Origin of the sequence: Nocardia sp. 348MFTsu5.1 (genome assembly GCF_000383535.1) — a bacterium.
Taxonomy (GTDB): domain Bacteria; phylum Actinomycetota; class Actinomycetes; order Mycobacteriales; family Mycobacteriaceae; genus Williamsia; species Williamsia faeni.
The window spans coordinates 40242-59925 of record NZ_KB911521.1; the positions used below are offsets into that span (position 1 = coordinate 40242).

Here is a 19684-nt window from a genome sequence, read left to right on the forward strand (position 1 = left end):
CACCCGGCCCTCTAAGCTGTTCCTGGCCGACCCGGAGTTGCGGGCGGTCTCCGACCGGGATCTTGGGGCGGTCTTCGTCCGGGACTGCGAGCGGTCTTCTCGACCATGGAGGTTGTACATGCGGGTGGTGTTTGCGGGCACACCAGAGCCCGCCGTCGGATCACTGCAGGCACTGCTCGAGTCCGACCGCCATGAGGTTGTCGGTGTCATCAGTCGCCCCGATGCGGCGGCCGGCCGTGGCCGCAAGGTGTCGCGTTCACCCGTCGCGCAGCTAGCTGACGACAACAACATCCCGGTCATCACACCCCGCCGTCTCGCTGATCCCGACGCGGTCGATCAACTCCGCGTGTGGGCGCCCGAGTGCATTCCCGTGGTCGCGTACGGCGGTCTGGTTCCGGCATCGCTACTCGACCTGCCCACCCACGGCTGGGTGAACCTGCATTTCTCGCTCCTGCCGGCCTGGCGCGGTGCCGCGCCGGTCCAGGCCGCGATCGCCGCCGGTGACGAAGTGACCGGGGCCAGCACCTTCCGGATCGAGGCCGGTCTCGACACGGGCCCGATTTTCGGTGTCGTCACCGAACGGATCCGGCCCACCGACACCGCGGGCGACCTGCTCGGCCGGTTGTCGGAAACCGGTGCCGGTCTGCTGGTGTCGACCATCGACGGGCTCGAGGACGGTGCCTTGATCGCCGTGCCGCAGCCGACCGACGGAATCAGCACCGCGCCGAAGATCACCATCGACGACGCCCGCATCCGCTGGGACCTCCCGGCGCACCTCGTCGACCGCCACATCCGGGCGATGACGCCGGCACCGGGTCCCTGGACCAACCTGGGCGACCTGCGCGTCAAGGTGGCGCAGATATCGATTGTGAAAGAAGCCGAGGAGCGACCTGCGGCCGGCGAGCTCCTCGTCACCAAGAAAGCACTCATGGTCGGAACCCAAACCGATCCCATCCGCCTCGATGTGGTGCAACCACAGGGCAAAAAGGCCATGGCCGGTGCTGATTGGGCACGCGGCGCCAGGTTGACCAACGGACAGGCACTGTCATGAACCAGCCCACCGGGAACGAATCTGGATCACGCGAGTCCACACCGATCGACCCGGCGCGCATCGCCGCGGCCGACGTGCTGGCCGCCGTCCGCGAACGCGACGCCTACGCCAACCTGATCTTGCCGAAGATGTTGCGGGACAGAAAGATCACCGGCCGTGATGCGGCGCTGGCCACCGAGCTGACCTACGGCACGAGCCGGGCTGCGGGCACACTGGACCAGATCATCGCCAACGTCGCCAAACGTCCGGTCGCCGACATCGACGGTCCGGTCCTCGACGTTCTCCGACTCGGCGCCTACCAACTTCTGCGGACCCGGATCGGAGCCCACGCGGCAGTGTCGACGTCGGTGGACCTGGTGCGCTCGCGCGTCGGACACGGTCCGGTCGGCTTCGTCAACGCGATCCTGCGCAAGATCTCCCAGCGCGACGAAGAACTGTGGGTGCAGGAGCTGGCGCCGGCGATCACCGAGGACCTGATCGGGCACCTGGCCTTCCAGTACGCCCACCCGAAGTGGATCGCCGAGGTTTTCAACGATGCCCTCGGTGGTTCGGCCGGTGCGTTGCAGGCGGCGCTGGCCGCGGACGACGAACGGCCGCTGACACATCTGGTGGCCCGTCCCGGACTGCTGACCGCAGAAGAGCTCGCACTGATCACCGGCGGCGAAGTCGGCCGCTACTCGCCGTACTGTGTCTACCTCGACGGTGGTGATCCCGGTGACCTCGATCCGATCCGGGAGGGCATCGCGGGCGTTCAGGACGAAGGCAGCCAGTTGGTCGCCCGGGCGTTGGCGCAGGCGCCGCTGGTCGGCGACGACAACGGCCGCTGGCTCGACCTCTGCGCCGGACCGGGAGGCAAGGCGGCATTGCTCGGTGCGCTGGCCGAGATCGACGGAACCCGCGTCGACGCCATCGAAAAAGCGCCGCACAGAGCGGAATTGATCCGCAAGGCAACGCGCGACCTGCCCGTCGACGTGAAGGTCGCCGACGGCCGCGATCCGGGCCTGGAGCCCGGATACGACCGGATTCTGGTCGACGCACCCTGTTCCGGTCTGGGTGCGCTGCGCCGGCGTCCCGAGGCCCGCTGGCGACGCAGCCCCGGCGATGTCACCGAACTCGTTGTGCTGCAACAACAATTGCTGGAATCTGCGGTGAATCTTTTGCGGCCTGGCGGCGTGGTCGTCTACGCGACCTGTTCACCGCATCCCGCCGAGACGTCGCAGGTTGTCGATCGGGCGGTCGACGAACTGCCCGTCACCGCCATCGACGCCAGGGAACTGGTGCCGATCGACGGTGTGGGACCGGGACCATACGTCCAGCTGTGGCCGCATCTCTACGGCACCGATGCGATGTTCCTCGCCGCCCTCCGTAAGGACTGACGCCAAACGCTCCGGTTCTGCGAAGGCGCTCCGCTTGCAACAGGAGCGTCGTCGCAGAACCGGAGCGTTTGGTGGGCGTCATATGGTGCCCCACTAGGATTGACGCTCATGCAGACTCCACCGATGATCGCGCCATCCATCTTGTCCGCCGATTTCGCAAAGCTCGGTTCCGAGGCCGATGCGGTGAAGGGTGCGGACTGGCTGCATGTCGATGTAATGGACGGACACTTCGTCCCCAACCTCACCCTGGGACTGCCGGTGGTGCAGAGCCTGCTGAAGGCCACCGACATCCCGATCGACTGTCACCTCATGATCGAGGATCCGGCGCGCTGGGCTCCGGGATATGCCGAGGCCGGTGCACACAATGTCACCTTCCACGCCGAGGCCACCGATGATCCGATCGCGGTCGCCAAGGACATTCACGCGGCGGGCGCCAAGGCGGGCCTGAGCATCAAACCCGGCACCGACCTCGACCCCTATCTCGAAATCCTCAAGAGCTTCGACACGCTGCTGGTGATGAGTGTCGAGCCGGGATTCGGCGGGCAGTCGTTCATCGCCGGGGTGCTCGACAAGGTGCGTCGCGTGCGTTCGCTGGTCGACTCCGGAGAACTGCGCATCCTGGTGGAGATCGACGGCGGGATCAACGCCGACACCATCGAACAGGCGGCCGAGGCCGGCGTGGACTGCTTTGTCGCCGGCTCTGCGGTCTACGGCGCCGCCGATCCCGCCGAGGCCGTGAAATCACTCCGCGCCCAAGCGCTTTCGGGGCGCGCGCTGCAATGACCGGGCTGATCGCGGAGGCGATGGGCCGGGCGATCACGGAGTCGTACGGCGGCCGCGGCCCGAGCACCCCCAATCCGCCGGTCGGAGCGGTGATCCTCGACACCTACGGGGCCGTTGCCGGTGTCGGACATACCCAGCCGCCGGGCGGTGCGCACGCCGAGGTGGTCGCGCTCGAACAAGCCGGACTGCGGGCTGCGGGTGGAACCGCGGTGGTCACGCTCGAACCCTGCAACCACACCGGGCGCACCGGTCCGTGTACCGAGGCATTGATCGCGGCGGGTGTGCGTGCGGTGGTGTACGCGGTGGCGGACCCGAATCCGTTGGCCATGGGGGGTCATGCCCGGCTCGAGGAGGCCGGTATCTCGGTCCAGGCCGGTGTCGGCGTCGACGAGGTGCGTGACGGACCGTTGCGGGAGTGGCTGTTCCGGCAGGAGCGCGGGCGACCGTTGGTGACCGCGAAGTTCGCGGCGTCGATCGACGGCCGGATCGCCGCACCCGATGGGACCAGTCAGTGGATCACGGGCAGTGCGGCGCGCGAGCGGGTACACGACGAGCGGGCGCAGATCGACGCCATCGTGGTCGGTACCGGAACCGTGCTGGCCGACAATCCGTCCCTGACGGCCCGGTACCCCGACGGTTCGCTGCGTGAGCATCAGCCGTTGCGGGTGATCGTCGGACGCCGTGAGATCCCGTCAGACGCGAAGATCTTCGATTCGAGCGCGCGCACGCTGCAGATCATCGAACACGACCCGGAGCGGGTGATCGAGGAACTCGGCGGATTGACGAACGTCCAGATCGAGGGCGGCGCGAAACTGCTGGGGGCATTCTTCGCCGCCGGGCTCGTCGATCGCGTCCAGGCGTATCTGGCGCCGCTGGTGATCGGTGGGGGAGCCTCGGCGGTGGTCGACGGTTCAGTACTGACGTTGTCGCAGGCCCGGCGGTTCACCACGGACAGCGTGGAAACTCTCGGCGACGACGTTCTGCTCACGCTGACCGCAACCCCCTGACCGGCGGTTTCCCGTTGTCCGCCCTGATCAGGGCATATACCGGGTGTGATAGTTTCTATGTTGGAAGTTCTCGGGGCGGGGTGTAATTCCCCACCGGCGGTAATGGTGAATGGACATAGTTCGGACACCGAGCCCGCGAGCGCCCTCACCCTGGTGAGGGGTCCAGCAGATTCCGGTGAGATCCCGGAGCCGACGGTCACAGTCCGGAAGTGAGAGAACTCGACCTGGCAGGTCTTTCGCGACCCGCCATGTGCCGCCCTGAGATCGCACACGCGATTTGAAGGAGTAGGCGATGTTCACGGGAATCGTCGAGGAACGCGGCAGCATTGTGGCGCGTGAAGACTTGACCGATGCGGCACGATTCACCGTCCGAGGTCCGCTGGTCAGCAGCGATGCCGGACACGGCGACTCGATTGCGGTCAACGGCGTCTGTCTCACAGTGGTCGACCTCACGGGCGATGGCGCCTTCACTGTGGACGTGATGGGTGAGACCTTGCGTCGCAGTTCACTGGCCGACCTCGGCCCGGGCAGCCCGGTCAACCTGGAGCGGGCGATGCTCGCGGGCGGCCGATTCGGCGGCCACATCGTCCAGGGGCATGTCGACGGCATCGGAACCGTGCAATCGGTCACACCCGGGGAGAACTGGACCGTCGTGCGGATCGGGACCACCGGTTCCATCGCGCGTTACATCGTCGAAAAGGGATCCATCACCGTCGACGGTGTTTCTCTGACCGTTTCGTCCATCGGTCCGGACTGGTTTGAGATTTCGCTCATCCCAACCACTCTCGCGTTGACGACCTTGGGCGAGGCGGCCGCGGGCGTGGTCGTTAACCTGGAAGTAGACGTGATAGCCAAATACGTCGAACGGCTATCCGCGATCGGAGTGGAGTAATGAGCAACCATCTGGGCACCGCTTCAGGGCTGCAACAGGGCACGAAGTTCGACACGATCGAACGTGCAATCGCCGATATCGCCGCGGGTAAGGCTGTTGTTGTTGTCGATGACGAGGATCGTGAAAACGAAGGCGACCTGATCTTCGCCGCCGAGAAGGCCACGCCGGAACTGGTGGCGTTCATGGTCCGGTACACCTCAGGCTACCTGTGCGTACCGCTCGACGGCGACGACTGCGACCGGCTCGGACTTCCGCCGATGTACTCGGTGAACCAGGACAAGCACGGCACCGCGTACACCGTCACCGTTGATGCCCGGGAGGGGATCGGCACCGGTATCAGTGCCTCGGACCGGGCGGCGACCATGCGGTTGCTCGCCGATCGGACCACCACGGCCAACGACTTCACGCGTCCCGGCCATGTGGTGCCGCTGCGCGCCAAAGAGGGTGGCGTTCTGCGCCGTCCCGGCCACACCGAGGCCGCCGTGGATCTGGCCCGGATGGCCGATCTGGCTCCGGCCGGCGTGATCTGCGAGATCGTCAGCCAGAAGGACGAGGGCGCGATGGCGCAGACCCCCGAACTCCGGGTCTTCGCCGACGAACACGGCCTGGCACTGATCTCGATCGCCGATCTGATCGCCTGGCGCCGTCGCCACGAAAAGCATGTGGTCCGGGTTGCCGACGCGCGGATTCCCACGCGGCACGGCGCTTTCCGGGCGGTGGGCTACACCAGCATCTACGACGAGGTCGAGCATGTGGCCCTGGTCCTGGGCGACGTGGCCGGAACCGACGGTGAAGGTCACGACGTCCTGGTGCGCGTGCACTCGGAATGTCTGACCGGTGACGTCTTCGGTTCGCTGCGGTGTGATTGTGGTCCGCAGCTCGATGCCGCGATGGAGATGGTCGCGGCCGAAGGGCGCGGAATCGTGCTCTACATGCGCGGGCACGAAGGCCGGGGTATCGGACTGCTGCACAAGTTGCAGGCGTACCAGTTGCAGGACGCCGGATCCGACACCGTCGACGCGAATCTGGAGCTGGGTCTGCCCGCCGATTCCCGCGACTACGGTCTGGGTGCTCAGATCCTCGTCGATCTCGGTGTCTCGTCGATGCGGCTGCTGACCAACAATCCGGCCAAGCGGGTTGGACTGGACGGCTATGGCCTGCACATCACCGAGCGGGTGGCGATGCCGGTCCGGCCCAATGCGGAGAATCTGCGGTACCTGCGCACCAAGCGCGACCGGATGGGACACGACCTCGTCGGGCTCGACGATCACCATCACGGCAATGAATTGGACCATGACACCGAACTGAGCGGAGGCAACCCAGCATGAGCGGTGCCGGAGAACCAACTCTGAATCTCGGCGATGCCAGTCGCCTGCAACTGGCGATCGTTGCCTCGCAATGGCATACGACGATCTGCGAATCGTTGCTCAGCGGTGCCACCAAGGCGGCGGCCGAGGTCGGGATCACCGACCCGACAATCGTGCGGGTGGCCGGTGCCATCGAGCTCCCGGTGATCGTGCAGGCATTGGCCCGCAATCACGATGCCGTGGTCGCGCTCGGTGTGGTCGTTCGCGGTGACACCCCGCACTTCGAGTACGTCTGTGATGCGGTCACCAGCGGTCTGACGCGGGTGTCGCTCGACGAGTCGACCCCGGTCGGCAATGGCGTCCTGACCACCAACGACGAGCAGCAGGCACTGGACCGCGCGGGTCTGCCGGATTCGAAGGAAGACAAGGGTGCTCAGGCCACCAACGCGGCGATCGCCTCGGCCCTGACACTGCGCGCTCTGTCGCGCGGTGAGTACCACGCCGGGGTCTGATGAGTCCGCAGGAGAAGTCGAATACCGGCAAAAATGCGGTGACCGACGAACCCCGCTGGCTGATGGTCTATCGGCCGCGTAAGTCGCCGCGCTACGCGATGATCGCCGCTGCGGTGGTGATCCTCGTGCACATTGTCATCGCGCTGCTGCTCAAGGTCGGCGACACCGGTGTGGATTTCCAGGTCGCCGATCAGATCGCGATGGTCGGTCTCGGCGTGATCATCGGCGGTACGTTCATGCTGATCGCACGAGCCCGGATCCGCATCGGAGCCGAAGGTGTCGCCGTCCGAAATCTGTTCAACGAACGGATTTTTGACTGGTCGATCATCATGGGCATCCGGTACCCGCGCAGCGGGAGCTGGGCCCGTCTGGAACTGCCCGAAGACGAGCACGTGCCGATCCTGGCGATTCAGGCCAACGACGGTGAACGTGCGGTCGCTGCCATGGCGCAGGTCCGGACGCTGCACGACCGATTCGGCGCGCACGGCTGACGCTCTGATTCACTGAGTGTCGCTGTGGGGTACTAGCCTGGATTTGTGGCTGACCCGACGACGTACCGACCGGCCCCGGGGAGTATCCCCACCGCCCCCGGCGTCTACAAGTTCCGGGACGCGCATCAGCGAGTGATCTACGTGGGCAAGGCAAAGAGCCTGCGATCACGTTTGACGTCGTACTTCGCCGACCTGACCTCACTCCACCCGCGGACCCGCCAGATGGTGACCACCGCGGCCTCCGTCGAATGGACGGTGGTCGCCACCGAGGTCGAGGCGCTGCAGCTCGAATACAACTGGATCAAGGAGTTCGATCCGCGGTTCAACGTCCGCTACCGCGACGACAAGAGCTATCCGATGCTGGCCGTCACGCTGTCCGAGGAGTATCCGAGGCTGTTCGTCTATCGCGGACCGCGGCGCAAGGGCGTTCGCTATTTCGGACCGTACTCACATGCCTGGGCGATCCGCGAAACGCTCGACCTGCTGACCCGGGTCTTTCCGGCGCGTACCTGTTCGTCGGGTGTCTTCAAACGGCACCGCCAGATCGACCGGCCCTGCCTGCTCGGCTACATCGACAAATGCGCGGCGCCGTGTATCAATCGGGTCAGCGCCGCCGAACATCGCGTCATCGTGGAGGACTTCTGCGACTTCCTCGCTGGTCGCACCGACCGGATGATCAGCACCCTGCACGCCCAGATGGAGCGGGCGTCGGCGGATCTCGATTTCGAGCGGGCCGCGCGTCTGCGTGACGACGTCGCCGCCCTGCGGCGCGCGCTCGAACGTCAGTCGGTGGTCCTCGGAGACGGCACCGACGCCGATCTTGTTGCGATGGAAGGTGATCAGCTCGAGGTCTCCGTCCAGGTGTTCCACGTCCGTGGCGGGCGGGTTCGCGGGCAGCGCGGCTGGATCGTCGAGAAGGCCGGCGACGACGACCTCGCCGACCAGGTCGGGCAATTCCTCACCCAGTTCTACGGAGAGCAGGTCGATCAGGCCGAGTCGGTGTCGGTCGACGACGGTCACGCCAAGGCCGATCCGGTGCCCAGGGAAGTTCTCGTCCCGGCACTTCCACCCGATGTGGACGAGGTCCGCGACTGGTTGTCCGGGCTGCGTGGCAGCAATGTCGACCTCCGGATCCCACAGCGCGGCGACAAGAAGGCACTGATGGAAACCGTGCACCGCAATGCCGCCGACGCGCTGGCCCAGCACAAACTCAAGCGGGCCGGAGATCTGACCACACGCTCTGCGGCGCTCACGGAGATCCAGGACACACTCGGCCTCGACTCGGCACCGCTGCGCATCGAATGCATCGACATCTCGCACGTGCAGGGCACCGATGTGGTGGCTTCACTGGTGGTGTTCGAGGACGGTCTGCCGCGCAAGTCCGACTACCGCCATTACTCGATCAAAGAGGCTGCCGGAGAAGGGCATTCCGACGACGTGGCATCCATCGCCGAGGTCACCCGGCGCCGGTTTCTGCGGCATCGGATCGATGTTGCCGACGGGCAGGTGAAACCAGACGACGGGGGAGAAGTCGTCGGTGGGGCAGAAGGCGGCGACGGGGGCGACGTCGCCCCCGAGGCGGCGATCGATCCGAAAACCGGCCGGCCACGGCGATTCGCGTACCCGCCCAACCTGTTCGTGGTCGACGGCGGTGCGCCACAGGTACACGCCGCCGCAGCCGTGCTCGACGAACTCAACATCAGCGATGTGGCCGTGGTCGGTCTGGCCAAACGCCTCGAGGAGGTGTGGGTGCCCGGCGATGATGATCCGGTGATCTTCCCACGCACCAGCGAGGCCCTGTTCCTGCTTCAGCGGGTCCGGGACGAGGCCCACCGCTTTGCCATCACCTTCCATCGCAGCAAGCGCAGCAAACGGATGACGGCGTCGGCGCTCGACGGCGTCCCCGGGTTGGGTAGTACTCGCCGCGCGGCGCTCGTCTCGCATTTCGGGTCGGTGGCCAACCTGCGCAAGGCCACCGTCGAGCAGATCGCAGAGGTGCCGGGTATCGGCCAGATGACCGCACGGGCAGTACAGGCAGCGCTTGTCGAACATAATCAGACCAGTGAGCAGACAGGACCCACACCGTGAGTGAAGTCGAGAGCGCGGCAACGCCGCCGCCCGCACAGACGCCCGACGTGCTGCTGGTCACCGGTCTGTCCGGTGCCGGGAGCAGCACCGTGGCCAACGTCCTCGAGGATGCCGGCTGGTACGTCGCCGACAACGTGCCGCACACGTTGATCGGTTCGATGGTCGAACTGGCCCGGGGCGCCGATTCGGCCATCTCCAGGCTGGCAATCGTGATGCGGATCCAGGACGACTCCTACGCGTCGGCGCTGGAAACCCTGCGCACCGACCTCGACCGGGTCGGAATCGACCCGCGGGTGGTGTTCATCGAGGCGTCCGACCAGGTCCTGGTCCAACGCTTCGAGCAGGTCCGCAGACGGCATCCCTTGCAGGGCAACGGCACTCTCATCTCCGCGATCGTGACCGAACGCGCGATGCTGGCCGGCGTCAAGGAGCGGGCCGATCTCGTGGTCGACACCTCGGGCCTGTCGGTGCAGCGACTCCGGGTGATCATCGAGGGCGCATACGCCGAGGCCTCTGTCGCCGACGTGAGCGTGGTGGTCGAATCGTTCGGGTTCAAATACGGCCTGCCGATCGACGCCGACATGGTCGCCGACGTTCGCTTTCTCCCCAACCCGTACTGGGTCCCCGAACTCAAGGATCACAACGGCCTGGAACAGCCGGTCCGCGATTACGTCCTCGGCCAGGACGGGGCACCGGAGTTCCTCGAGAAATACGAACAGATCCTGCGGCTTGTCGGCGACGGATACCGGCGCGAGGGCAAGCGCTACATGACCGTTGCCATCGGATGCACCGGTGGCAAACATCGCAGTGTCGCGATGACCGAAGCCCTCGCCGCGGCGTTGTCCAAGGCGACCGACGCCGAGGGTTCCTTCTCGGTCCGGGTGGCCCACCGCGATCTGGGACGCGAATGAAGATCGTTGCTCTCGGGGGAGGGCACGGACTGTATGCGACCCTGACCGCGATGCGTCTGCTGAGCGACGACGTGACCGCCGTCGTCACGGTCGCCGACGACGGTGGTTCATCGGGCCGGCTGCGATCCGAACTGGGCATCCTGCCTCCCGGAGATCTCCGGATGGCGATCGCAGCTCTGCTCTCGGCCACCGAACCGCCGAGCGAGCCCACCGACAGCGGCCCGGGCGTGCGCGGACCCCAGGAATGGGCGTCGTTGCTACAGCACCGTTTTGGTGGACGCGGCGCGCTGGCCGGACATCCGGTCGGCAATCTGTTCCTGGCCGGGCTCACCGAGGCGACCGGTGATGCGGTCGTCGCGCTCGAGATGATGACCACCTTGTTCGGGGTCCGCGGCCGGGTCCTGCCGATGTCGACCACCGCACTCGAGATCGAGGCAGACGTCTCGGGACTCGAGGACGATCCACGCATCAGCCGGCCGATCCGTGGTCAGGTGGCGGTTGCCACCACTCCGGGCAAAGTGCGCCGGGTGCGCCTGTCGCCGAACCCGCCGCCGGCCTGTCCGGATGCGCTCGAGGCGATCGAGAGTGCCGATCTGGTGGTGCTCGGGCCCGGCTCCTGGTTTTCGAGTGTCATCCCGCACGTGCTCGTGCCCGATCAGCTCGCGGCCCTCAAACGGACATCGGCGAAGAAGATGCTGATCGTCAATCTGGCTCCGGAGCCGGGCGAGACAACCGGGTTCTCGGTGGAGCGGCACCTGCACGTTCTGCTGGCTCACGCCGACGATTTCCGCGTCGATCACGTGATCGTCGATTCCGGTTCCGTGCCGGTCGGATCGGAGCGCGAACACGTTGAGCGTGCGGCCGCGCAGTTCGGGGCTACGCTTCACGATGGCGAACTGGCAGTTGCCGGCACCCATACCCACGACCCGGCCAGGGTTGCGGCTCTCATAGGTGGCCTGTGCGATAGTGAATCGACAGGCTACCGATCGAGAGTCGAAACGACATCCACAGAGGGAGAACGCGTCCGGTGGCGATGACATCCGCGGTCAAAGACGAACTGAGTCGGCTGGCGGTGACGCAGGTGAGTTCGCGAAAGGCAGAGGTTTCGGCGCTGTTGCGTTTCGCGGGCGGGCTGCACATAGTGGCCGGCCGGGTGGTTGTGGAGGCCGAGGTCGACCTGGGGAACGTTGCGCGCCGACTGCGCCGCGAGATCTTCGAACTCTACGGATACAACTCCGAGGTTCACGTCCTCAGTGCCGGCGGTATCCGTAAGAGCGCCCGCTACATCGTCCGTGTCACGAAGGACGGCGAGGCCCTGGCCCGTCAGACCGGTCTGCTCGACATGCGCGGTCGCCCGGTGCGTGGTCTGCCCGCACAGGTCGTCGGCGGCAGTGTCGGAGACGCCGAGGCCGCCTGGCGGGGAGCTTTCCTGGCCCACGGCTCACTGACCGAACCCGGCCGCTCGTCGGCCCTCGAGGTCAGCTGTCCCGGTCCGGAAGCGGCGTTGGCGCTGGTAGGTGCCGCCCGCCGCCTCGGAGTGACCGCAAAGGCCCGGGAGGTCCGCGGCGCCGACCGGGTTGTCATCCGCGACGGTGAGGCCATCGGTGCGCTCCTGACGCGGATGGGTGCCCAGGACACCAGACTCACCTGGGAAGAGCGCCGGATGCGGCGTGAGGTCCGGGCGACTGCCAACCGTTTGGCAAACTTCGACGACGCGAACCTGCGCCGGTCCGCCCGCGCTGCGGTGGCTGCGGCCGCCAGAGTCGAGCGGGCCCTGGAGATCCTCGGTGACCAGGTTCCCGACCACCTCATCTCGGCTGGTCAGCTGCGCATCACGCACCGACAGGCGTCCCTCGAGGAGCTCGGTCAGCTGGCCGATCCGCCGATGACCAAAGACGCTGTGGCAGGACGTATTCGGCGTCTGCTGTCGATGGCGGACAAGAAGGCGCGGGCCGAGGGCATTCCGGACACCGAGTCGGCGGTCACCGCCGACCTCCTGGACGACGAATAGCGCGCCGAACCGCCGGCCATCGGGGGTTTGGCCGGGCCTGCGAGCGTTGGGGTGCCTTGCCGCAGGCCGGACCGGACGTGCCAGGTGGTCGGTCGCCGACTAGGCTGAGCACTGCCGCAGAGGCCGGGGCCACACGATGGCCCAGCACAACGCAAAGCTAAGGAGCTCATAGTGACCGTTCGGGTAGGCGTCAACGGATTCGGCCGGATCGGCCGTAACTTCTTCCGCGCAATCGAGGCGCAGAAGGCGCTGGGCACCACCGACGTCGAGATCGTTGCTGTCAACGACCTCACGGACAACGCGAGCCTGGCGCACCTCCTCAAGTACGACTCCATCCTCGGTCGCCTGCCGCAGGATGTCTCGCTCGAGGGCGACGACATCATCGTGGTCGGTGACAAGAAGATCAAGGCGCTCGCGCATCGCGGACCGCTGGGCGAATTGCCGTGGGGCGACCTCGGTGTCGACGTGGTCGTTGAATCGACCGGTATCTTCACCGACGCCGCGAAGGCCAAGGGGCACCTCGAGGCCGGTGCCAAGAAGGTCATCATCTCCGCACCCGCCAAGGGCGAAGACATCACGATCGTGATGGGTGTCAACGACGACAAATACGACGGCAGCCAGAACATCATCTCGAACGCCTCGTGCACCACCAACTGCCTCGGACCGATCGCCAAGGTTCTCGATGACGAGTTCGGCATCGTCAAGGGCCTGATGACCACGATCCACGCGTACACCCAGGATCAGAACCTGCAGGACGGCCCGCACAGCGACCTGCGTCGCGCCCGCGCCGCCGCCCTCAACGTCGTCCCGACCGGCACCGGCGCCGCCAAGGCGATCGGACTGGTTCTCCCGCAGCTGCTGGGCAAACTGGACGGCTACGCACTGCGCGTACCGATCCCGACGGGCTCGGTCACCGACCTCACCGCACACCTGAAGAAGTCGGTGACGGTCGAAGAGATCAACGCCGCGATGAAGGCCGCTGCCGAGGGACCGCTCAAGGGCATCCTGCTGTACACCGAGGCACCGATCGTGTCCTCCGACATCGTCACCGATCCGCACTCGTCGATCTTCGACGCCGGACTCACCAAGGTGATCGACGACCAGGTCAAGATCGTGTCCTGGTACGACAACGAGTGGGGCTACTCGAACCGTCTGGTCGACCTCATCGGCCTGGTTGCCAAGTCCCTCTAAAGGGTTTTCGCCCTTTGGATTTCGGCATATACCGCCTGTACCCCGTATCCCGCCTGTACCCGTATCACTGAGCGCCCGGAGACAACGCATCTGATGACCACCTCGGTACCCACCCTCGCCGACCTGCTCGAGACCGGAGTGGAAGGCCGGACCGTATTGGTCCGTTCCGACCTCAACGTTCCACTCGACAATGGCAAAATCACCGATCCAGGTCGCATCCTGGCGTCGGTGCCCACCATCAAGTCCCTGTCCGACGCGGGTGCAAAGGTCATCGTGACCGCGCATCTCGGTCGCCCGAAAGGCGCACCGGATCCGGCGTTTTCGCTGGCCCCGGTCGCCGAGCGGCTCGGCGCCGAGCTCGGACGCAACGTCCAGCTCGCCACCGATGTCGTCGGTGGTGATGCCCTCGCACGGTCGGAGGGTCTGACCGACGGAGACGTGCTGCTGGTGGAGAACGTGCGGTTCGATCCGCGCGAAACCTCCAAGGATGCCGGCGAGCGCGAGAAGCTCGCCAAGGCGCTGGTGGAATTGACCGGCGATGAGGGTGCGTTCGTCTCGGACGGCTTCGGTGTGGTCCATCGTGAGCAGGCATCGGTGTACGACGTGGCAAAGCTGTTGCCGCACTACGCCGGTGGCCTGGTCGCGGCCGAGGTCGAGGTCCTGGCCAAGTTGACCACCGACACCGCCCGCCCGTACGCGGTGGTGCTCGGTGGTTCGAAGGTCTCCGACAAGCTCGGTGTCATCGAGGCGTTGGCCCCCAAGGTCGACACCCTGGTGATCGGTGGCGGTATGGCGTTCACGTTCCTGGCGGCCCGCGGGTTGCCGGTCGGCGGATCGCTGTTGCAAGAAGATCAGATCGACGTCTGCAAGTCGCTCCTCGAACGCTTCGGCGACGTCATCCACCTGCCGGTCGACGTGGTCGTCGCCGACAAGTTCGCGGCTGATGCCGAGGCCAAAGTCGTGTCGGCAGAAGAGATCCCGGACGGCTGGATGGGTCTGGACATCGGCCCGGAGTCGGTCAAGCGGTTCGCCGCCGTACTCGGCGAGGCCAAGACCGTGTTCTGGAACGGCCCGGCGGGTGTGTTCGAGTTCGAGAAGTTCGCAGCCGGTACCAAGGGTCTGGCCGAGGCGATCATCGGTGCCACCAGGGGCGGCGCGTTCTCCGTCGTCGGCGGCGGCGACAGTGCGGCCGCGGTTCGGCTGCTCGGCCTCCCGGAAGACGGCTTCTCCCACATCTCCACCGGTGGCGGGGCTTCGCTCGAGTACCTCGAGGGCAAAGAACTGCCCGGCCTGACCGTATTGGAGAGCTGAGATGGCATCGCGTAAACCGCTGATCGCGGGCAACTGGAAGATGAATCTGAACCACCTCGAGGCAATCGCCCTGGTTCAGAAGATCTCCTTCGCCCTGCCGTCGAAGTACTTCGACAAGGTCGACGTGACGGTGATCCCGCCGTTCACCGACATCCGTAGCGTGCAGACGGTGGTGGACGGCGACAAGTTGCTGCTCACCTACGGCGCGCAGGACCTGTCGGCGCACGATTCCGGGGCGTACACCGGTGAGATCAGCGGGTCGTTCCTGGCCAAGCTCGGTTGCACCTTTGTGGTCGTCGGACACTCGGAGCGTCGCACCCTGCACGGTGAGACGGACTCCGTGGTGCTGGCGAAGACCAAAGCCGCGCTCAAGTACAAGCTGACCCCGATCGTGTGCCTGGGTGAGGGCTTGGAGATCCGTGAGGCCGGCGACCACGTCGACTACAACATCGAGCAGCTCAAGGGCTCGCTCGCCGGTCTCAGCGCTGCTGAGATCTCCAAGGTCGTGATCGCCTACGAACCGGTCTGGGCCATCGGGACCGGACGTGTCGCCAGCGCCGCCGACGCCCAGGAAGTATGTGCCGCGCTGCGTGCCACGCTGGCAGAACTGGCCGATGCGAAGGTCGCCGACTCGGTCCGCATCCTGTACGGCGGTTCGGTGAACGCAAAGAACGTGGGAGAGATCGTCGGACAGACCGACGTCGATGGTGCACTGGTCGGCGGAGCATCGCTCAAGTCCGACGAGTTCGCCACCCTGTCGGCCATCGCCGCCGGTGGTCCTCTGCCCTGACCTGTGAAAGTGGGGCGTTTTGGCGAGCCGGCATCACGGGTCGAGCTCCGGCTTCGTCTCCGCCGCAGGTCACGTTCGCCAAAACGCCCCATTTCCGGGTTATCCGGTGTGGCCGGGTACAGTCGTAGATCGGCCGCTCGAACTTCAGATCTGATAGGAATCAACACGTGAAGCTTGCCCTCGACATCGGACTTGTGATCACCAGCGTTCTGATGATCGTTCTGGTCTTGCTCCACCGCGGTAAAGGTGGCGGCTTGTCGTCATTGTTCGGTGGCGGCGTTCAGTCGAGCCTGTCGGGTTCGTCTGTTGTCGAGCGCAACCTCGACCGGTTGACCGTTTTTGTCGGAATCATCTGGACGGTCTTCATCTTCGGCATCGGGCTGGATATCAAACTCTCGTAAATCCTCGGCGTCGGACCGGTTGTTGCCATGCACAACCAGTGGTGATCCGGAGATACTGGACGGGTGACTGAAAAGCGCCCCGCCGTGCCCCGTCCGGAACCAGGTAGTACAGATCGGCAACTGACCGAACCGTTGCGCGAAGACATCCGCCTCCTCGGTGGAATCCTCGGCCAGATCGTTCGTAAACACGCCGGTGAAGCAACATTCGACCTCGTCGAGAAGGCCCGGGTCGAGTCTTTCCGGGTACGACGCTCCGAGATCGATCGCACCGAACTCGAAGAGCTGTTCCGGGACATCGATGTCGCCGAAGCCATCTCGGTCATTCGCGCATTCAGCCACTTCGCGCTGCTGGCCAACCTCGCCGAGGACATCCACCGCGAGCGGCGGCGGGCAATCCATGTGCGCGCCGGTGACGCGCCGCAGGATTCGTCCCTGGCTGCGACGTACCTCAAGCTCGATTCCGCCGGCCTGACCGACGAGCAGGTCGGCAAGGCCCTCGCAGACGCCACCGTGGTCCCGGTCATCACCGCGCACCCCACCGAGACCCGTCGCCGAACCGTCTTCGAGGTCCAGCACCGGATCACCGAGTTGATGCGCTTTGCCGGACGAACCGAGTTGACACCGGACGAGCGCAACGAGGTGCATACCGCGCTGAAACGGCAGATCCTGACCCTGTGGGAAACCGCATTGATCCGCTTGGAGCGGTTGCAGATCCAGGACGAGATCGAAGTGGGCCTGCGGTATTACGACGCCGGGTTCTTCGAGGTCATCCCACGCATCAATGCCGAACTGCGCGCCTGGCTGCAGGAGCAGTACCCCGATGCCGGGATCGCCGACGACCCGATGCTGCGGATGGGTTCATGGATCGGCGGTGATCGCGACGGCAATCCATTTGTCACCGGCGAGATCGTCGGTATGGCCACCCGCCGCGCCGCAGAAACCGCTGTATCCCATCATCTTTCAGAACTGACCCTGCTGGCCCAGGAGCTCAGTCTCTCGTCGCGGCTCACGGTGGTCAGCGATGCGGTGCTCGCACTCGGGGGTGTGGAGCGGGGTAGCACCGAGGCAGATGAGCCGTACCGCAAGGCATTACGCGTCATTCGCGCCCGGTTGTCGGCGACGGCGGCGCGACTGTTCGACGACCGGTTCGTCGCCGTGAACGACGGCGGTTTTCCGGCCGACGGCGCGGACAGTTACGCCGATGCTGCGGAGTTGCTCGCCGATCTCGATCTGATCGATGCGTCCCTGCGAGCCAACAGCGACGACGAACTGGCCGATGACCGTCTCCTGACGCTCCGTGAATCGGTGCGGGCCTTCGGGTTCCACCTCTCGGGTCTCGACATGCGCCAGAACTCCGACACTCACGAGGAAGTGGTCGCGGAACTGCTGGCGTGGGCCGGTGTGCACCCGGACTACCTGTCGCTCGACGAGGCGGAGCGAGTGGAGATCCTCACCGCGGAGCTGAGCAGCCGCAGGCCGCTGACCGGTCCGGCGGCCGAGCTCTCGGAACTGGCGATCAAGGAACTCGACATCGTCCGGGCCGCTGCTGCCGCGGTCGCCGCGTATGGCCCGGAAGCGGTCCCGAACTACATCATCAGCATGTGCACGTCGGTGAGCGACCTCTTCGAGGCACTGGTGCTGCTGAAGGAGTCCGGGCTGTTCGATCCCGGCTCGCCGACCACCCCGCCGCATTCGTCGGTCCGAGTGGTGCCGCTCTTCGAGACCATCGAGGATCTGCAGCAGGGGGCGCAGACGATCCTCGCGGCCCTCGAGATCCCGCTGTTCCGGGCGCTGGTCGACCAGCAGGACGGCATGCAGGAGATCATGCTGGGTTACTCCGACTCGAACAAGGACGGCGGCTATCTGGCCGCCAACTGGGCGCTCTACCGGGCCGAGCTGGACCTCGTCGAAGCCGGCGAGAAGGCCGGTATCCGGTTGCGGCTCTTCCATGGTCGCGGCGGCACCGTCGGTCGTGGTGGTGGTCCGAGCTATGACGCCATCCTGGCGCAGCCACCGGGTGCGGTCCAGGGATCACTGCGGATCACCGAGCAGGGCGAGGTGATCGCGGCCAAGTACGCCGAGCCGGTGATCGCGCGTCGCAATCTGGAGACCCTCCTGTCGGCGACCATCGAGTCGTCGCTGCTCGACACCGAAGGTCTGGGCGCCGAAGCCGAGTCGGCATACGCGATTCTCGACGAGCTCGCCGCACTGGCCCGCAAGGCCTATAGCGAACTGGTCCACGAAACGCCCGGGTTTGTTGAATATTTCGTGAATTCGACACCGCTGTCAGAGATCGGTTCCCTGAACATCGGAAGTCGGCCGGCTTCCCGTAAACAGACCGAGAAGATCTCCGATCTGCGCGCCATCCCATGGGTTCTGTCGTGGTCGCAGTCGCGGGTGATGTTGCCGGGTTGGTACGGCACCGGAGCGGCTTTCGAACAGTGGATCGGTGATGACGAGAGCCGCCTTCAGACCCTGTCCCACTACTACGAGCGGTGGCCGTTCTTCCGGACCGTGATGTCGAACATGGCACAGGTGATGGCCAAGTCGGATATGGGACTGGCCGAACATTATTCACGATTGGTGCCCGATGAGGCGCTGCGCGAGAAGGTTTTCGGGATGATCACCGCCGAACACGAGCGGACCACGGCGATGTATTTCAAAATAACGAAGACGGACGATCTGCTGGCCGACAACGCCGCCCTCAAGCGGTCGGTCTTCAATCGGTTCCCGTATCTCGAGCCGTTGAATCATCTACAGGTCGAGTTGTTGCGCCGCTACCGCGGTGGCGATGATTCCGATCTGGTTCGCCGAGGTATTCAGCTCACCATGAACGGACTCGCCACCGCGTTGCGGAACAGCGGTTAGACGCGGTTGTCGTAGGTTGAGACGGTTTCGTCTGTCTTCCAGGTGGTTACGGCCCAGATCACGACGAGATCGATGGCGATGATCAAGATCGCCCAGAGTGGGTAATACGGCAGCCAAAGGAAGTTCGCGATGATCGACAGTGCCGCGATGATGACCGCGCCGATCCGGGCCCAGGAGGCTCCGGTGAAGAGGCCGATCGAGATTGCGACGCCGAGGATTCCGATGATGAGGTGGATCCATCCCCAGGCGGTGATGTCGAATTTCCAGGTGTATTCGACACCTACAACGAAGACATCATCTTTGGCGATGGCGGAAATACCTTGGAAAATGGCGAGGACGGCCACGACAAATAGAAGAATTGCGGCGGCAAAAACAGTTCCCCCGGCCAAACCTTGCTTTACGGGGTGACGCTCTGACGGGCTGTTCATGTGATGCTCCTAGGCTCGGATGATCAAAGACCCCTGGGCCGACACTCGGATCAGGCAGCACGTATTGCCAACGTGGTCCTGTCATGATCGGTGCGTCGCGATCACCGGGACATCACCTGTTTAGGGTGATGTCTCCAACTGGTCTGGTGAGCGAATCGTCCGGTTTGAGCCGCGCGCAAACCCCTTGGCGATTCAATCAACGCCGCGCGAATACGGGCTGGGCAACGTGATCATTGTTAATCTCTGAAGTACCAGAGGCAAGAAGA

At 65.3% G+C, this 19684-nt stretch carries 18 protein-coding genes and 1 riboswitch; of the genes, 17 read left to right on the forward strand and 1 reads right to left on the reverse strand.

The features are described from left to right. Nucleotides 1-118: 118 nt before the first annotated feature. From fmt to ppc, 17 genes are all read left to right on the forward strand, one after another. A complete protein-coding gene (fmt, locus tag H290_RS0121430; RefSeq protein WP_020108889.1) occupies nucleotides 119-1051 on the forward strand; it encodes a methionyl-tRNA formyltransferase in 933 nt (310 codons plus the stop codon). Further along, entirely contained in the window at nucleotides 1048-2427 is a 1380-nt protein-coding gene (locus H290_RS0121435; RefSeq protein ID WP_020108890.1) for an RsmB/NOP family class I SAM-dependent RNA methyltransferase, read from the forward strand. Before fmt ends, H290_RS0121435 begins: the two co-directional genes overlap by 4 nt. Nucleotides 2428-2550: 123 nt before the next feature. Continuing rightward, nucleotides 2551-3210, forward strand: a complete 660-nt coding sequence (gene rpe, locus H290_RS0121440; protein ID WP_028463502.1) for a ribulose-phosphate 3-epimerase — start codon at nucleotides 2551-2553, stop codon at nucleotides 3208-3210. Next, entirely contained in the window at nucleotides 3207-4217 is a 1011-nt protein-coding gene (gene ribD / locus H290_RS0121445; RefSeq protein ID WP_020108892.1) for a bifunctional diaminohydroxyphosphoribosylaminopyrimidine deaminase/5-amino-6-(5-phosphoribosylamino)uracil reductase RibD, read from the forward strand. Before rpe ends, ribD begins: the two co-directional genes overlap by 4 nt. A 62-nt stretch (nucleotides 4218-4279) precedes the next feature. Beyond that, a riboswitch (FMN riboswitch) is annotated at nucleotides 4280-4440 on the forward strand. 69 nt (nucleotides 4441-4509) lie between these two features. Further along, nucleotides 4510-5109, forward strand: coding sequence for a riboflavin synthase (locus H290_RS0121450; RefSeq protein ID WP_020108893.1), 600 nt, complete (start codon nucleotides 4510-4512; stop codon nucleotides 5107-5109). Further along, on the forward strand, nucleotides 5109-6437 hold the full coding sequence (locus H290_RS0121455; protein ID WP_020108894.1) for a bifunctional 3,4-dihydroxy-2-butanone-4-phosphate synthase/GTP cyclohydrolase II: 1329 nt from the start codon (nucleotides 5109-5111) through the stop codon (nucleotides 6435-6437). Before H290_RS0121450 ends, H290_RS0121455 begins: the two co-directional genes overlap by 1 nt. After that, on the forward strand, nucleotides 6434-6928 hold the full coding sequence (ribH, locus tag H290_RS0121460) for a 6,7-dimethyl-8-ribityllumazine synthase (protein WP_020108895.1): 495 nt from the start codon (nucleotides 6434-6436) through the stop codon (nucleotides 6926-6928). Before H290_RS0121455 ends, ribH begins: the two co-directional genes overlap by 4 nt. Further along, nucleotides 6928-7419 (forward strand): PH domain-containing protein, encoded by a 492-nt coding sequence (locus H290_RS0121465; RefSeq protein WP_020108896.1) that lies wholly within the window; start codon nucleotides 6928-6930, stop codon nucleotides 7417-7419. Before ribH ends, H290_RS0121465 begins: the two co-directional genes overlap by 1 nt. 45 nt (nucleotides 7420-7464) lie before the next feature. After that, nucleotides 7465-9507 carry an excinuclease ABC subunit UvrC gene (gene uvrC / locus H290_RS29430; RefSeq protein ID WP_020108897.1) on the forward strand — a complete coding sequence of 681 codons (2043 nt, stop codon included), beginning with the start codon at nucleotides 7465-7467 and terminating at the stop codon, nucleotides 9505-9507. After that, a complete protein-coding gene (gene rapZ, locus H290_RS0121475; RefSeq protein ID WP_020108898.1) occupies nucleotides 9504-10418 on the forward strand; it encodes an RNase adapter RapZ in 915 nt (304 codons plus the stop codon). Before uvrC ends, rapZ begins: the two co-directional genes overlap by 4 nt. Next, on the forward strand, nucleotides 10415-11455 hold the full coding sequence (gene yvcK / locus H290_RS29435) for a uridine diphosphate-N-acetylglucosamine-binding protein YvcK (RefSeq protein WP_020108899.1): 1041 nt from the start codon (nucleotides 10415-10417) through the stop codon (nucleotides 11453-11455). The genes rapZ and yvcK overlap by 4 nt, the downstream gene beginning before the upstream one ends. Then, complete coding sequence (gene whiA / locus H290_RS0121485; RefSeq protein WP_020108900.1) at nucleotides 11446-12429, forward strand: DNA-binding protein WhiA; 984 nt, start codon at nucleotides 11446-11448, stop codon at nucleotides 12427-12429. Before yvcK ends, whiA begins: the two co-directional genes overlap by 10 nt. 171 nt (nucleotides 12430-12600) lie before the next feature. Beyond that, nucleotides 12601-13620, forward strand: coding sequence for a type I glyceraldehyde-3-phosphate dehydrogenase (gene gap, locus H290_RS0121490; protein WP_020108901.1), 1020 nt, complete (start codon nucleotides 12601-12603; stop codon nucleotides 13618-13620). A gap of 93 nt (nucleotides 13621-13713) precedes the next feature. Continuing rightward, nucleotides 13714-14931 carry a phosphoglycerate kinase gene (gene pgk, locus H290_RS0121495; protein WP_020108902.1) on the forward strand — a complete coding sequence of 406 codons (1218 nt, stop codon included), beginning with the start codon at nucleotides 13714-13716 and terminating at the stop codon, nucleotides 14929-14931. A 1-nt stretch (nucleotide 14932) separates the two neighbouring features. Then, complete coding sequence (tpiA, locus tag H290_RS0121500) at nucleotides 14933-15721, forward strand: triose-phosphate isomerase (protein ID WP_020108903.1); 789 nt, start codon at nucleotides 14933-14935, stop codon at nucleotides 15719-15721. 167 nt (nucleotides 15722-15888) lie between these two features. After that, nucleotides 15889-16122, forward strand: a complete 234-nt coding sequence (gene secG / locus H290_RS0121505; RefSeq protein WP_020108904.1) for a preprotein translocase subunit SecG — start codon at nucleotides 15889-15891, stop codon at nucleotides 16120-16122. 63 nt (nucleotides 16123-16185) lie between these two features. After that, on the forward strand, nucleotides 16186-18990 hold the full coding sequence (gene ppc / locus H290_RS0121510) for a phosphoenolpyruvate carboxylase (protein ID WP_051122166.1): 2805 nt from the start codon (nucleotides 16186-16188) through the stop codon (nucleotides 18988-18990). Here ppc and H290_RS0121515 read toward each other — a convergent pair. Next, nucleotides 18987-19418, reverse strand: a complete 432-nt coding sequence (locus H290_RS0121515) for a hypothetical protein (RefSeq protein WP_028463504.1) — start codon at nucleotides 19416-19418, stop codon at nucleotides 18987-18989. The genes ppc and H290_RS0121515 overlap by 4 nt on opposite strands. Between the last annotated feature and the right edge of the window lie 266 nt (nucleotides 19419-19684).

What these genes read in the sequence shown, in the direction of transcription:
- rpe (WP_028463502.1), top strand. Translation starts at nt 2,551, where the DNA reads ATGATCGCGCCATCCATCTTGTCCGCCGATTTCGCAAAGCTCGGTTCC.
- H290_RS0121435 (WP_020108890.1), top strand. Translation starts at nt 1,048, where the DNA reads ATGAACCAGCCCACCGGGAACGAATCTGGATCACGCGAGTCCACACCG.
- H290_RS0121465 (WP_020108896.1), top strand. Translation starts at nt 6,928, where the DNA reads ATGAGTCCGCAGGAGAAGTCGAATACCGGCAAAAATGCGGTGACCGAC.
- H290_RS0121450 (WP_020108893.1), top strand. Translation starts at nt 4,510, where the DNA reads ATGTTCACGGGAATCGTCGAGGAACGCGGCAGCATTGTGGCGCGTGAA.
- fmt (WP_020108889.1), top strand. Translation starts at nt 119, where the DNA reads ATGCGGGTGGTGTTTGCGGGCACACCAGAGCCCGCCGTCGGATCACTG.
- tpiA (WP_020108903.1), top strand. Translation starts at nt 14,933, where the DNA reads ATGGCATCGCGTAAACCGCTGATCGCGGGCAACTGGAAGATGAATCTG.
- pgk (WP_020108902.1), top strand. Translation starts at nt 13,714, where the DNA reads ATGACCACCTCGGTACCCACCCTCGCCGACCTGCTCGAGACCGGAGTG.
- H290_RS0121455 (WP_020108894.1), top strand. Translation starts at nt 5,109, where the DNA reads ATGAGCAACCATCTGGGCACCGCTTCAGGGCTGCAACAGGGCACGAAG.
- yvcK (WP_020108899.1), top strand. Translation starts at nt 10,415, where the DNA reads ATGAAGATCGTTGCTCTCGGGGGAGGGCACGGACTGTATGCGACCCTG.
- H290_RS0121515 (WP_028463504.1), bottom strand. Translation starts at nt 19,418, where the DNA reads ATGAACAGCCCGTCAGAGCGTCACCCCGTAAAGCAAGGTTTGGCCGGG.
- ribH (WP_020108895.1), top strand. Translation starts at nt 6,434, where the DNA reads ATGAGCGGTGCCGGAGAACCAACTCTGAATCTCGGCGATGCCAGTCGC.
- ribD (WP_020108892.1), top strand. Translation starts at nt 3,207, where the DNA reads ATGACCGGGCTGATCGCGGAGGCGATGGGCCGGGCGATCACGGAGTCG.